Source organism: Streptomyces sp. NPDC001339, assembly GCF_042895955.1.
Taxonomy (GTDB): Bacteria; Actinomycetota; Actinomycetes; order Streptomycetales; family Streptomycetaceae; genus Streptomyces.
Window position 1 is genome coordinate 167,451 of record NZ_JBIAWT010000012.1, and the last position, 12,321, is coordinate 179,771.

Genomic DNA, 12,321 nt, shown 5'->3' on the forward strand with positions numbered 1-12,321 from the left:
GTCCCCTCGCCATGGACTGCGAGGGGACAGGGAAGAGCTACGGAAGAGGGACAGAAGAGCCGCGAAGGGGCCGCGGAAGGGCCACGGAAGAGCTGATGCGGCGGCGCCGATCGCCCTTCCGCGGACAGTCGCCCTCCTACACTGGGGGTGTGGTGACCACCGACTGGCAGAGCGACCTCCGCAAGCGCGGATACCGTCTGACCCCGCAGCGCCAGCTCGTGCTGGAGGCCGTGGACAGGCTGGAGCACGCGACCCCGGACGGCATCCTCACCGAAGTCCGCAAGACCGCGGGCGGGGTGAACATCTCCACCGTCTACCGCACCCTCGAACTCCTCGAGGAGCTCGGCCTGGTCAGCCATGCGCACCTCGGGCACGGGGCGCCGACGTACCACCTCGCCGACCGCCACCACCACCTCCATCTGGTGTGCCGGGACTGCACGGACGTCATCGAGGCGGATCTGTCGGTGGCCGAGCCGTTCACGGCCGCGCTGCGCGAACAGTTCGGCTTCGACACGGATATGAAGCACTTCGCGATCTTCGGGCGCTGTGCGGCCTGCCGCACCAAGGCCGCCGATGCCAAAGCCGAAGCCAAAGCCGATGCCGATGCCGCAGTCGATGCCAGAGCTGAAGCCACAGCCGACGCCAGGGCCGGCCGGGCCGACGGCTGACCGCCCGATTCGGTGCCAGGGACCCCGAGTCGGCGCCAGGGCTCCCCGAGCCGGTGCCAGGCCCCCGGACCGACGGCTGAGCCTCTGGCGTCCGGGTCGTAGGCTGGCCTCATGCTGCGACATTCACCCGCCAGCCCTCTGCTGTCGCTGCCCGGCGCCGTCCCCGCCGAGGCCCCCGACGAAGGCGTCGCCGCGCACTACGGCGACCTGTTCCGGGAACAGCGCGCGCTCGCCGACGGCTCCGGCTTCGTGGACCTCTCGCACCGCGGTGTGGTCACCGTCTCCGGGCCCGAACGGCTGAGCTGGCTGCATCTGCTGCTCACCCAGCACGTCAGCGATCTCCCGCCCGGCCAGGCCACCGAGGCGCTGATCCTCTCCGCGCACGGGCACATCGAGCACGCGGTCTACCTCGTCGACGACGGCACGACGACCTGGATGCACACCGAACCGGGCAACCAGGAGGCGCTGATCGCCTACCTGGAGAGCATGAAGTTCTTCTACCAGGTCGAGGTCGCCGACCGCACCGACGAGATCGCGGTGGTCCACCTGCCGGCCGGTTCGATCACCGAGTCGCCCGCCGACACCGTCGTACGCGAGACCGCCCACGGCCGCGATCTGTTCCTGCCGCGCACCGGGCTGGAGCCGTTCGCCGCGGCGCACGGCCCGGCGATCGGCGTGCTGGCGATGGAGGCGCTGCGGGTCGAGGCGCACCGTCCCCGCCTGGGGCTGGAGACCGACCACCGCACCATCCCGCACGAGGTGGGCTGGATCGGCACCGCGGTACACCTCCAGAAGGGCTGCTACCGCGGCCAGGAGACCGTCGCCCGGGTCCACAACCTGGGCAGGCCGCCGCGCCGGCTGGTCTTCCTGCACCTGGACGGCAGCGACGTACATCTGCCGCCGCACGGCGCCCCCGTACGCCTGGCCGCAGACGGCGAGGAGGGCCGCCAGCTCGGCTTCGTCACCACCTCGGCCCGCCACTACGAGCTCGGCCCGATCGCACTGGCGCTGGTCAAGCGGAACGTGCCGGTGGACGCCGCGCTGCTGGCGGGAGGCACGGCGGCGGCACAGGAGGTCGTGGTCGAACCGTAGTTGCCGTACGGATGCCGCCGAGGGGCCCGTACGGACGCTGCTGGGCTGCGGCGTACGGGCCAGGCCTCGGCGGGCGCGTGCATCAGACCTCGGCGCGTACGTCCGTCAGACCTCGATGGGTACGGTGAACGGCCCGTCGTCCGTCAGACCTCGACGAGTACCGTGAACGGCCCGTCGTCCGTCAGACCTCGACGAGTACCGTGAACGGCCCGTCGTTCGTCAGCGACACCTTCATCTGCGCGCCGAAGCGGCCGGTCTCCACCTGGGCGCCCAGCTCCCGCAGCTGTGCGACGACCTCGTCGACCAGCGGTTCGGCGACCGGCCCGGGGGCCGCGCCGTTCCACGTGGGACGGCGGCCCTTGCGGGCGTCACCGTAGAGAGTGAACTGGCTGATCACCAACAGCGGCGCTCCGATGTCCGAGCAGGACTTCTCACCCTGCAGAATCCGCACCGACCACAGCTTGCGGGCGAGCTGCGCCGCCTTCTGCGGGGTGTCGTCGTGGGTGACCCCCACCAGCACGCACAGGCCCTCCCCGGTGATCTCCCCGACCGTTTCTCCCGCCACCTCGACGCGTGCGCCGTCGACTCTCTGCACCACAGCTCGCATACCCGCCATGATGCCGGGCGGCCGGACCGCTTCGGACAGCCGTACCCTCCCGGGGCCGTTCGGGTGCCATGGCCCTGCGGAAGGACCGCACAGAGTGGCACGATGCGTGCACGCGGTGCGTTTCAGGGACAACATGCCCTGGACGCGGTACCGGACGAGGGGACGGAACCATCCATGACCACTGTCGGCGCCGGACAGACACCCGGTCCCGTACCAACCGCTCGTACGACACCGGATGCCCGCACGGCGTCCGGTGTCCGCGCCACACCGGAGGCCCGCACGGCGCCCGACGGACGGACGGGGCCGGAGCCGGCGACGGCATCCGCCTCCCCCTCCCCCACACCGGCGCCGCCGACCGCGTCCACGACGAGCACCACCAGTGCCACGGCTACCGCCCCAGCTACGGCAACGGCTCCGGCCACTGCTACGGCAACGGCTCCGGCCACTGCTCCGGTGACGACTACGGCCACCGCCTCCGCGGCCACCACCACGACCACGACCACGGCACCGGCTCACCGCGAGCCGGCCGGCACCAAGGACGACCCCATGCCCCAGGCAGGTCAGGCGCAGCACCCCCGCCCTCCGCAGCAGCGCGACCGCTGCCGCCCGGCCGCCGCCCCCGATCTCTCCGGTCTGGGGCTGCCCGCGCTGCGCGTACTGCGGCGCGACGCACAGCAGGAGGAGGCCGATCTGAGCTATCTACGGCGTTTGCTTCAGGGCCGGATCGACATTCTGCGGGCCGAGATCGCCCGCCGGAGCGCCCAGCACTCCCCTCTGCTCGACCGGCTGCCGGAGATCCTGGCGGATCTGCCGTCCCGGCACCGCTCCTCGGCGCGTCATGTGACGCTCGGCACACCCCACAGCGAGGAGTACCGCAGGCTGGCCGAGGAGATGCTCGGTGAGGTGGAGCTGTCCGACCTCACCGCGCGCACCGACGAGGAGCTCCACGACGCGATGGGCCGGCTGATCCGCCACGAACGGGAGGTGTCGCAACGCCGTCAGTCACTCCAGCGCACCACTGATGATTGCAGCGCGGAGATCACCCGCAGGTACCGTGAAGGTGAAGCGCAGGTAGACGACCTGCTGTCCTGACCTGGCCACAAGCCTCCGGGCACAGCGTCCTGGCGGACTGGTGGAGCCGTCCGGCACCCGGACGCGCCGGCCCCAGGGCCCGGATCCGGCCCCGGACAGCGGCACCCGACACCACCCCCGGAAGGCCGCCGATGACCTCGTCCTCGCACTCGTCCTCACCCGCCCCGATATCCGCCGCGATACCCCCCGCGATATCCACCGCTGTATCCACCGCTGTATCCACCGCTGTATCCACCGCGACAGCCTCGCCGATACCCACATCGCCCGTCCTCGCCGAGGTCGTGCGCTCCGGCTTCGTCGAGGGCCGGCACCGCGGCTCGCTGGTGGTGCTGGCGGCGGACGGCAGTGTGGAGACGGCGTGGGGCGAGGTGACCGCCCCGGTCTTCCCCCGCTCCTCGAACAAGCCGATGCAGGCCGCCGCGGTGCTGCGTGCGGGCCTGGACCTGTCCGGTGAGCGGCTGGCGCTGGCCGCCGCGAGCCACTCCGGTGAAGCCTTCCACCTGGACCTCGTACGGACCATGCTCGACGAGCACGGGCTGACCCCGGACCATCTGCAGGCACCGCCGGACCTGCCGCTGGACCCGGTGGAGGCGGAGGCGTACCTGGCCTCGGGCCGGGTCCGCGACCGCCTCGCCATGAACTGCTCGGGCAAGCACACCGCGATGCTGGCCGCCTCCGCGCTCAACGGCTGGCCGCTGGCCTCGTACCTCGATCCGGACCATCCGCTGCAGCAGCTGGTGGCCGAGGGCGTACGCGACGCGAGCGGCGAGGACGTCGTGCACGTGGGCACCGATGGCTGCGGCGCGCCGCTGCTCGCGCTCTCGCTGACCGGTCTGGCCCGCGCCTTCCGGCAGTTCGTCCTGGCGGAGCCGGGCACTCCGGAGCGGCGTGTCGCGGACGCGATGCGCGCCCACCCGGAGTACGTCGCCGGCACCCGCCGTCCCGACACCTGGCTGATGCGGGCGCTGCCCGGGGTGCTGTCGAAGATGGGCGCCGAGGCGGTCCAGGCGGTGGCCCTGCCGGACGGCCGCGCCCTGGCCTTCAAGATCGATGACGGGGCGTCCCGTGCCCTCGGGCCGGTTCTGGCCCGCGTCCTGCGCACGATGGGCGTCGAGTCCGACGTGCTGGCGCGGCTGGAGGACGTACCGCTGCTGGGTGGCGGCGTACGCGTCGGGGAGATCCGGGCCGCGTTCTGACCGGCCCCGCTGCCGGCCTCACCGACAGCCTCACCGACAGCCCCGCCATCAGTCCGGCCATCGGCCCGGCCATCAGTCCGGCCATCGGCTCGGCCGTCGGCCCGGTGGCCGGCCTCACCATCAGTCCGGCCACCGGCTCTGCCACCCACTCCGGCATCAGCCCGCCACCGGCCCCGCCACCGCTGCCGCAACGGCCATGGCCTGCATAAAGTGGCGCTGACAGGGCACATACGCACCACCCACCACAGCAGGAGGCCGGCGACCATGAGCGACGCGAATCCCGAGCCGCAGGGGCCCGAGGCGATCGAGCACGCGCACGACCCCGAGGTACTGCAGCTCGCCGCGAAGGTCTTCGACCTGGCACGGCACGGTGACACCGACACCCTCGCCGCGTACGTGGACGCGGGCGTGCCCGCCAGCCTGACGAACGACAAGGGCGACTCGCTGGTGATGCTGGCGGCCTACCACGGCCACCCCACCACCGTGGAGGCGCTGTTGAAGCGGGGCGCCGACGCCGACCGGCCCAACGACCGTGGCCAGACGCCACTGGCCGGCGCGGTCTTCAAGGGCGAGGACGAGGTCGTCAAGGTGCTCGTCGCGCATGGTGCGGACCCGGCAGCGGGCACCCCCTCCGCGATCGAGACGGCCCAGATGTTCCAGAAGACCGAACTGCTGAAGCTGTTCGGCGTGGAGTGACGGGAATGGCGGAAATGGCGGGAACGGCTGAGGGTTTGATCGGCGGGGAGGGAGCGACCGGCGGGGGGAATGGCCTGGCGGGGAGGGAATGACCGGCGGCATGGCAGGTGCAGGTGCAGGTGCCCCCACCACACTTGACCTCAACCTTTCTTGAGGTCCTAGCGTCGAGCCCGGCGGCGGCAACACCACACGGCCGCCGCCGCCTCATCCGCCGTGCCACGAAGGGCCACGCATGTCCCAGCACCCCTACCGCCTCGCAGTGATTGTCGGCAGCACCCGGGAGGGCCGGTTCGCGCCCGTCATCGCGAACTGGTTCACCCGGCAGGCCGAACGCCACCCCGAGATCGCCCTCGACGTCATCGACCTGGACACGGTCCGCCCGTACGAACTCCGCCACGGCAGCGAGGAGTACGCGTCCTACGCCAAGCGCGTCGACGAGGCGGACGCCTTCGTCGTGATCACCCCGGAGTACAACCACTCCTTCCCGGCCCCGCTCAAGCACGCCATCGACCTGCTGCACTCCCCGTGGCAGGCCAAGCCGGTCGGCTTCGTCTCGTACGGCGGGATCTCCGGCGGCCTCCGCGCCGTCGAGCAACTGCGGCTGGTCTTCGCCGAGTTGCACGCCACGACGGTCCGCGAAACGGTGTCCTTCGCGCTCGCCGGCACGCTCTTCGACGACGCCGGCCACCTGCACGACCCGGCCCCGGCCGCCCAGGCCGCCGACACCCTTCTCGCGCAGCTGAGCTGGTGGGCCGTGACCCTCCGCGAGGCCCGCGCCGCCCGCCCGTACGGCGAATAGCGGGACCCGCACCCTCCCCCCCCCAACCCCTACCCCACATCCCCTTTCAGGCCGGTCGCGCGGTCGACGAGCGCCGTGATCAGGCCGTCGGCCTCCTCATCCGGCACCACTCCGGGCAGGGTGAGCTGCTCCAGCATCAGCCCGGTCATCGCGAGATACATCAGCATCACCGCCGTACGGTCCCCCGGCAGCCCGCTGTCCAGATGGAAGCGGACATCCTCGTCGAGTACCGCCCGGATGGTCCGGGTCAGCTCCGCCCGCAGTTCGGGCCGCCGGGTGGCCTCCAGGCGCAGCTCCAGCATCGCCAGATAGCCGGTACGGTTCTCGGCCACCCGGCGGTTGATCCAGTGCATCAGCTCGACGACCAGCGCCCGGTCCCGGGGCGCCGCCAGCACCTCGGCGACCTCAGCCGGGTCGGGCGCGATCCGCTGGTGAATCTGCCCGGTGACCTGGGCCAGCAGGTCGTCCCGGTTGGCGAAGTAGTTGGACGCGGTGCCGTTGGGCACACCCGCGGCCGTATCGACGGCCCGGAAGGTCAGCCCGCGCGCGCCGTCCCGCGCCAGCACCTCGATCGCGGCGTCCACCAGCGCCGCCCGCCGCTCAGGATTACGCGCCATCCCTCAGCTCCTCCGCCGTCCGCATCCCTGTCCACGCCCCCGATTCCGCATGCTCCACAAAAAAGACTTGCAACCACTACACCAAGAGTACTACAAATGAAGCACTACACCTGGAGTTGTTGTCGCGACCCAGCCGCCCGCTCCCGAACGAGAAGGACCACCACGACCACCATGCACTTCACCAAACTCGGCACCGCCCTGCTCACCGACGACGTCGCCGCCAGCGCCCGCTTCTACGCCGACAATTTCGGCTTCCAGCGGGTGGTGGAGCTGGACTGGTACGCCAGCCTCCAGCACCCCCAACACCCCGATCACCACCTGGACTTCACCCTGCGCGGCCACGAAGCCATGCCCGAGGACTTCCGCACCCAGCAGACCGGCGGGGCGCTCCTCGGCTTCCTCGTGGAGGACGCTGAAGCCGAGGAAGCCGCACTGCGCGCCAAGGGCGTACCGATCGCCGTACCAGTGCGCGACGAGCCCTGGGGGCAGCGCCGCTTCAACGTCTGGGCCCCCGAGGGCACCCTCATCGAGGTCCTCCAGACCATCGCCCCCGACCCGGAATGGCTGGCCTCCCAGGGCCTGTGAACGCCGCTGCCGGGAGACCGGCGGCGGCACGCTCCCACCCCCTTCCCACCCTCAACCTCCAGCCCTCCAGCGCTCAACCTCCAGCCCTACAGCGCTCGGCCTCCAGTCCTCCAGCCCTCAACCACCAGCCCTCAACCTTCAGTCCTCACCCGGCCGTTCCTGAATCGCCCAGCCATTCCCGTCCGGATCGCTGAAGTAGACGAACGAGTTCCACGCCCCGCCGGGACCCTCGGCCATCGCCCCGTTCTCCACATGCTGAACGGGGCCGGCCGGGACGCCCCGTTCGATCAACTGCGCGCGGGCGGCCGCGACATCGGACACCACCAGCTGCAGCCCCTGCACGGATCCCGGCGGCACCTCGGAGACTCCGGCACCCGCCCCGATGACGATCGAACAGTCCGACCCGGGAGGCGTCAGCTGCACAATGCGCGCCGCACCACCGATGCATACGTCGTGATCGACAGCGAAGCCCACCTGCTCGCTGTAGAAGCGCTTCGCCCGCTCCACATCAGACACCGGAATCGGCACCAGTTCGAGCTTCCAGTCCATGCCGCACCGTCCCTCCGTACGAGGACGCCCACTGCACAAAGTCTAGGAAGCGCAGCACGGATGCGCTCATCGACGCCCATTGCCCTTCAATGCCCTTCATTAGCCCTCATCGCCCCCCCGTCGCCCCCCATTGCCTCCCATTGCCCCTCGTGGGCCGCTCCCCCGGGCGGGCTCACCCGTTGACGAAGGTCATGCTCACCTTGTCGTAGCGGGTCCCGGCTATCAGTGCCGCCGGGGCTGCTGCGTCGATGGCGGCGAGTTCGTCAGCGGTGAGTTCGATCGCGACGGCGGCGAGGTTCTCCTCCAGGTACTCCCGCCGACGGGTGCCGGGGATCGGCACGACGTCCTCTCCGCGGTGCTGCACCCAGGCCAGAGCGAGCTGACCCGCACTGACGCCCCTCTCCGCGGCGAGGTCGTGCAGCTTCTCGACGATGGCCAGGTTCTGCTCCAGATTGCCCTCGGCGAAGCGCGGCTGGGTGCGGCGCATATCGGACTCCGGCAACGCCTTCAGCGAGGTGTAGCGACCGGTCAGGAAGCCCCGCCCGAGCGGGGAGAACGGCACCAGGCCGATGCCGAGTTCACGGCATACCGGCACGGTCTCCTGCTCCAGATCGCGCGTCCACAACGACCACTCGCTCTGTAGCGCGGCGATCGGATGCACCGCATGCGCCCGACGCAGCGTCGCCACACTCGCCTCGGACAGTCCGAGGTGCCGCACCTTGCCGGCCGCGACCAGATCGGCCATCGCACCGACGGTCTCCTCTATCGGTACGTCAGGATCGACGCGGTGCTGGTAGTAGAGGTCGATGTGGTCGACCCCGAGTCGGCGCAGTGAGGCGTCGCAGGCCTGCCGTACGTAGGCGGCGTCGCCACGGATCACGGTCGGCTCACCGAGCCGGTTGACGAACCCGAACTTGGTCGCCAGCACCACCTCGTCCCGCCGGCCGGCGATGGCCCTGCCTATCAGTTCCTCATTGTGGCCCGCCCCGTAGAAGTCGGAAGTGTCCAGCAGGCTGATGCCGAGGTCGAGCGCGCGGTTGATGGTCGCGATCGACTGCGCATCGTCAGACTCCCCGTAGCCGTGGCTCATCCCCATGCAACCCATTCCCTGCGCGGAAACGGTCAGCTCGCCGAGTTTGCGCGAAGGGACGCTCAACGCGCCCGGCATGCTCGGAGTACCCGGCATGCTCGAGGTGGTTGGCGTGCTCGCCGTGACTGGCGTGCTCGGCGCGGCCGACGTGCTCGGCGTGGCTGGGTTCGTCGTCGCTGTCTTCGATGTGGTCATGCTGCTGCTACCTCCTGGCCTGGGGACTTACCGGAATCCCGGCCGGGACGTTATGAGTTGGAGTGCGCTCGAAGTCAACCTCGAAGTCAACAAGGCTTCGGCGGTGGTGGTCGTACGATGCCGAGGCAGAGTCCCGTCAGCCGGTTCTCCCGCGTTCCGTCAGCCGGTGTCTCCCGCAATGGCCCGCAGGGCCTGGCAGTGCGCGGTGAAGGCGGTGCGGCCATCCTCCGTGAGAGCGAGCCAGGTGCGCGGGCGCTTGCCGACGTAGCCCTTGGTGACGGCGACGTAGCCGGCCTTCTCCAAGGTGGCGACCTGCCGTGACAAGACCGAGTCGCTCACCTCGACGGTATCGCGGACGAAGGCGAACTCCGCCTTGTCGGCAGCCGCCAGCGTCGCCACGATGGAGAAGCGGACCGGGGCGTGGATCACCTCGTCGAGTTCATGGCGTGGATGGTTTCCCCGCTGCGGGTCCGTCACCGCCGGGCCTCCAGGTAAGCGCCTATCAGCCCGGGAAGGGCAACCACCAGGGCACCGGGCACCCACCACGCCGCAACGCCCGGAAACCAGATGCAGCCAGGAATCAGCACCGCGTTGTAGAGCAGCGCCCAGGTGCCGATCAAGCCGCCGTGCCAACGGCCGAACCCGCGCCGGGATACGCGCTGCCGGGCCGCGTACACCGACAGTCCCCCGATGACGAGGCACCAGCACGTTATGCCGATCGCCACCCCATACGGATGGTCCAGCAGCCCGATGGCGAGGACCAGGAGCCCGGATGCACAGCCGTAGATCACCTGGTACCAGACATACCACCGGGAGCTGTCCCGGACCTTGGAGCTCAGCTCCTGCGCGCGGGCCAGTGCGGCCGCCGCGTCAGATGCGCCCCCGGAATCTGATGCGCATGCGTAATTCGGCATTTCAGTCCCCCCCTGACTAATGCGTTGACCAATGCGTCGGTTCGTCCTCCCGCGCCGCCCCATCTCCCGGCGTCGCACAATCAGCATGACAAGTACTTTCCAATCTGACAAGTACTTTCCAGCCGTCCGCTGCGGATGAGGCGCGGTTCGCCCCACGCCGCCCCACGCCCCGCACCGCCCAGCCCAGCCCAGCCCCGCACCGCACCGCACCGCACCGCATCCGAAGCTTTCGCTGCGTCAGGTACTGTGATCGTCACAGCAGTGGCCCGTTCGAGGAGGTGAGACCGATCCCCCGCCAGTCCCGGCAGGCGCTCCCGTCTCACGCCGTGCGGTCCACCCGGTCCAAGTGACCGTCCGGCACAGGTGACCCGGGAAGCGCGCTCAGCGCCCCGAAAGGCTCACATGTCGTCACCTCAGTTCCCCGCGCCCCCATTCCCCTCGGACCTGGTCCCGCCCCTCGCGGAGCGGGTCTCGTCGCGCTGTTCGGCTCCCGCGTCTCAGCAGGTCTCGCCGCCGCCGTCCCACTCCGCCATCGTCACCACGCTGCGCGCCGCCGGCTGCGTCTTCGCCGAGGACGAGGCCGACCTGCTCCTCTCCACCGCGGATACGCCGGACGAGCTCGCCGCCATGGTGGAGCGACGGGTCGCCGGCCTGCCTCTGGAACACGTCCTCGGCTGGGCCGAGTTCCACGGACTGCGCATCGCCGTCGATCCCGGCGTCTTCGTGCCCCGTCGCCGCACCGAATTCCTGCTGGGCGAGGCCATCGCGCTCAGCCTCCGGGCCAGGGACCGCCGCCTCCCCTGCCCCCGCTCCTGCCCTCTCCCCTGCCGTCCCCTGATCGCAGTCGACCTGTGCTGCGGCTCCGGCGCGGTGGGCGCCGCGCTGGCCACCGCGCTCACCACCGGGCCGGAGCGAGTCGAGCTGTACGCGGCCGACATCGACCCCGCCGCGGTGCGCTGCGCCCGCCGTAACGTCACCTCCGTGGGAGGCCAGGTCTACGAAGGCGACCTCTTCGCCGCGCTGCCCACCGGGCTCCGCGGCCGTATCGACATCCTGGTGGCCAACGTTCCCTACGTACCGACCGAAGAGGTCGGACTGCTACCCGCGGAAGCCCGCGAGTACGAGCCGCTGGTGGCGCTCGACGGCGGCGCGGACGGGCTCGACGTGCTGCGCCGGGTGACCGCCGCCGCGCCGCAGTGGCTGGCGCCGGGTGGACATCTGCTCGTCGAGACGAGCGAACGGCAGGCCCCGCGGGCAGTCGAGGCCTTCGCCCTCAACGGTCTGCATCCCCGGGTGGCCACCTGCGACGAGTTGTACGCCACGGTCGTCATCGGGACCCGGCGGCGACAAGGCGACGGCGCGTCCCGCAGCGCTGAACACAGCGCCGAACGCAGCGCGGAACGCTGACGGCTCCCCGCCCTCCTCTTGCCTCGTCACAGCAACGCCCTGCCGGTCGCCCGATCGGCCGCCGCCACGCCGCCGGGCAAATGCGGTCGGCGCCGGCAGAGCCGACACTGACCGAACGGACATCTCCCTCCACGGACGTCCCCCGCCCCCCCTCAGACGCAGACCACTCCCGCAGACGTAGACCACTCCCGGAGAAATCTCCCGAGGCCACAGCAGAACGAAGACGGTGGTGAGACGGCGTGCCGAGCGAGGACGGGTGGCAACACGGACAACAGGGCAGACGACAAGACAGAGGACAGGACAGGCCACAGACCAGGCAGCGGTGGCAGCGGTGGCTGCCATGCCGAGCAGTCTGGGAGGACCATGACCGGCACCGCTGGGCCGGCCCGCTGGCCGCGGCCGGACTCATGGCGGGCGCGGCAATGGCCCTCTTCGGGCTACCTCCGATCGACCTCCACGGGCCGCCGCATCGCGCGGGCGTGATGGGACCGCTGTGCGGCGGCACCCGTGGGGTACACGCGGCAATGCTCGGGCACTTCGGCGAGGCCTGGCGCTACAACCCCCTCAGCGTGGTGCTGGTCGCCGGCGCCCTGACCGTAGTGGTCCGCGAGGTCGTTGGACGCCTCGGAGGCCGCTGGCTGAACCTACGGGTACGCCGCCGCCCTATGACGGTGTTGGCCCTGACCCTGCTCGTCGCACTGACGGTGCGGCAGCAGGCGTACGCCGACCTGCTGCGGGTCGACCCGCACGCCGAGACACACGCCTGGTTGTCCCAGCACCCTGACCTCCCCGGTGGTGAGTGGTAGGTGGCAGG

15 protein-coding genes are annotated in these 12,321 nt (G+C 70.7%); 9 read left to right on the forward strand and 6 right to left on the reverse strand.

The genetic code is table 11. From position 1 onward, the window contains the following. The first annotated feature begins 149 nt into the window (after positions 1–149). Both ACFY12_RS30110 and ACFY12_RS30115 read left to right on the forward strand, forming a co-directional pair. Positions 150–668 (forward strand): Fur family transcriptional regulator, encoded by a 519-nt coding sequence (locus tag ACFY12_RS30110; protein ID WP_390719081.1) that lies wholly within the window; start codon positions 150–152, stop codon positions 666–668. A 111-nt stretch (positions 669–779) separates the two neighbouring features. Beyond that, the gene (locus ACFY12_RS30115) at positions 780–1,760 is read left to right on the forward strand and encodes a YgfZ/GcvT domain-containing protein (protein WP_390719082.1); all 981 of its coding nucleotides are present in this window, start codon (positions 780–782) and stop codon (positions 1,758–1,760) included. Positions 1,761–1,941: 181 nt separating this feature from the next. Here the strand turns inward: ACFY12_RS30115 and dtd are convergent, their stop codons facing one another. Next, positions 1,942–2,367, reverse strand: a complete 426-nt coding sequence (gene dtd, locus ACFY12_RS30120; RefSeq protein ID WP_390719083.1) for a D-aminoacyl-tRNA deacylase — start codon at positions 2,365–2,367, stop codon at positions 1,942–1,944. 546 nt (positions 2,368–2,913) lie between these two features. On the opposite strand from dtd, the gene ACFY12_RS30125 reads away from it, so the two are divergent. The 4 genes from ACFY12_RS30125 (at position 2,914) to ACFY12_RS30140 (ending at position 6,150) form a co-directional block, all read left to right on the forward strand. After that, positions 2,914–3,459, forward strand: coding sequence for an ABC transporter substrate-binding protein (locus ACFY12_RS30125; RefSeq protein ID WP_390719130.1), 546 nt, complete (start codon positions 2,914–2,916; stop codon positions 3,457–3,459). A 131-nt stretch (positions 3,460–3,590) separates the two neighbouring features. Next, entirely contained in the window at positions 3,591–4,655 is a 1,065-nt protein-coding gene (locus ACFY12_RS30130; RefSeq protein ID WP_390719084.1) for an asparaginase, read from the forward strand. A 264-nt stretch (positions 4,656–4,919) separates the two neighbouring features. Then, the gene (locus tag ACFY12_RS30135; protein WP_390719085.1) at positions 4,920–5,351 is read left to right on the forward strand and encodes an ankyrin repeat domain-containing protein; all 432 of its coding nucleotides are present in this window, start codon (positions 4,920–4,922) and stop codon (positions 5,349–5,351) included. A 232-nt stretch (positions 5,352–5,583) separates the two neighbouring features. Beyond that, complete coding sequence (locus tag ACFY12_RS30140; protein ID WP_390719086.1) at positions 5,584–6,150, forward strand: NADPH-dependent FMN reductase; 567 nt, start codon at positions 5,584–5,586, stop codon at positions 6,148–6,150. A 29-nt stretch (positions 6,151–6,179) separates the two neighbouring features. On the opposite strand, the gene ACFY12_RS30145 is transcribed toward ACFY12_RS30140, so the two are convergent. Beyond that, positions 6,180–6,767: a TetR/AcrR family transcriptional regulator gene (locus ACFY12_RS30145; RefSeq protein WP_390719087.1), complete on the reverse strand. Its 588-nt coding sequence runs from the start codon at positions 6,765–6,767 to the stop codon at positions 6,180–6,182. Positions 6,768–6,938: 171 nt separating this feature from the next. On the opposite strand from ACFY12_RS30145, the gene ACFY12_RS30150 reads away from it, so the two are divergent. Then, the gene (locus ACFY12_RS30150; RefSeq protein ID WP_390719088.1) at positions 6,939–7,352 is read left to right on the forward strand and encodes a VOC family protein; all 414 of its coding nucleotides are present in this window, start codon (positions 6,939–6,941) and stop codon (positions 7,350–7,352) included. A 138-nt stretch (positions 7,353–7,490) separates the two neighbouring features. On the opposite strand, the gene ACFY12_RS30155 is transcribed toward ACFY12_RS30150, so the two are convergent. The 4 genes from ACFY12_RS30155 to ACFY12_RS30170 form a co-directional block, all read right to left on the reverse strand. Next, positions 7,491–7,901 carry a VOC family protein gene (locus ACFY12_RS30155; RefSeq protein WP_390719089.1) on the reverse strand — a complete coding sequence of 137 codons (411 nt, stop codon included), beginning with the start codon at positions 7,899–7,901 and terminating at the stop codon, positions 7,491–7,493. A 172-nt stretch (positions 7,902–8,073) separates the two neighbouring features. Next, entirely contained in the window at positions 8,074–9,069 is a 996-nt protein-coding gene (locus tag ACFY12_RS30160) for an aldo/keto reductase (RefSeq protein WP_390719090.1), read from the reverse strand. A gap of 276 nt (positions 9,070–9,345) precedes the next feature. Next, positions 9,346–9,663, reverse strand: coding sequence for a winged helix-turn-helix domain-containing protein (locus tag ACFY12_RS30165; RefSeq protein ID WP_390719091.1), 318 nt, complete (start codon positions 9,661–9,663; stop codon positions 9,346–9,348). Continuing rightward, positions 9,660–10,100, reverse strand: a complete 441-nt coding sequence (locus ACFY12_RS30170; protein ID WP_390719092.1) for a hypothetical protein — start codon at positions 10,098–10,100, stop codon at positions 9,660–9,662. Before ACFY12_RS30170 ends, ACFY12_RS30165 begins: the two co-directional genes overlap by 4 nt. 402 nt (positions 10,101–10,502) lie before the next feature. Between ACFY12_RS30170 and ACFY12_RS30175 the strand changes: the two genes are divergently transcribed. Both ACFY12_RS30175 and ACFY12_RS30180 read left to right on the forward strand, forming a co-directional pair. After that, complete coding sequence (locus tag ACFY12_RS30175; RefSeq protein WP_390719093.1) at positions 10,503–11,507, forward strand: putative protein N(5)-glutamine methyltransferase; 1,005 nt, start codon at positions 10,503–10,505, stop codon at positions 11,505–11,507. Between the two features lie 407 nt (positions 11,508–11,914). Next, positions 11,915–12,313, forward strand: coding sequence for a DUF2752 domain-containing protein (locus tag ACFY12_RS30180; protein ID WP_390719094.1), 399 nt, complete (start codon positions 11,915–11,917; stop codon positions 12,311–12,313). Positions 12,314–12,321: the final 8 nt, after the last annotated feature.

Coding starts and splice junctions, on each gene's coding strand:
- ACFY12_RS30170 (WP_390719092.1), bottom strand. CDS start 10,100: ATGCCGAATTACGCATGCGCATCAGATTCCGGGGGCGCATCTGACGCG.
- ACFY12_RS30125 (WP_390719130.1), top strand. CDS start 2,914: ATGCCCCAGGCAGGTCAGGCGCAGCACCCCCGCCCTCCGCAGCAGCGC.
- ACFY12_RS30180 (WP_390719094.1), top strand. CDS start 11,915: ATGGCGGGCGCGGCAATGGCCCTCTTCGGGCTACCTCCGATCGACCTC.
- ACFY12_RS30145 (WP_390719087.1), bottom strand. CDS start 6,767: ATGGCGCGTAATCCTGAGCGGCGGGCGGCGCTGGTGGACGCCGCGATC.
- ACFY12_RS30150 (WP_390719088.1), top strand. CDS start 6,939: ATGCACTTCACCAAACTCGGCACCGCCCTGCTCACCGACGACGTCGCC.
- ACFY12_RS30130 (WP_390719084.1), top strand. CDS start 3,591: ATGACCTCGTCCTCGCACTCGTCCTCACCCGCCCCGATATCCGCCGCG.
- ACFY12_RS30155 (WP_390719089.1), bottom strand. CDS start 7,901: ATGGACTGGAAGCTCGAACTGGTGCCGATTCCGGTGTCTGATGTGGAG.
- ACFY12_RS30175 (WP_390719093.1), top strand. CDS start 10,503: ATGTCGTCACCTCAGTTCCCCGCGCCCCCATTCCCCTCGGACCTGGTC.
- dtd (WP_390719083.1), bottom strand. CDS start 2,367: ATGCGAGCTGTGGTGCAGAGAGTCGACGGCGCACGCGTCGAGGTGGCG.
- ACFY12_RS30160 (WP_390719090.1), bottom strand. CDS start 9,069: ATGCCGGGCGCGTTGAGCGTCCCTTCGCGCAAACTCGGCGAGCTGACC.
- ACFY12_RS30140 (WP_390719086.1), top strand. CDS start 5,584: ATGTCCCAGCACCCCTACCGCCTCGCAGTGATTGTCGGCAGCACCCGG.
- ACFY12_RS30135 (WP_390719085.1), top strand. CDS start 4,920: ATGAGCGACGCGAATCCCGAGCCGCAGGGGCCCGAGGCGATCGAGCAC.
- ACFY12_RS30115 (WP_390719082.1), top strand. CDS start 780: ATGCTGCGACATTCACCCGCCAGCCCTCTGCTGTCGCTGCCCGGCGCC.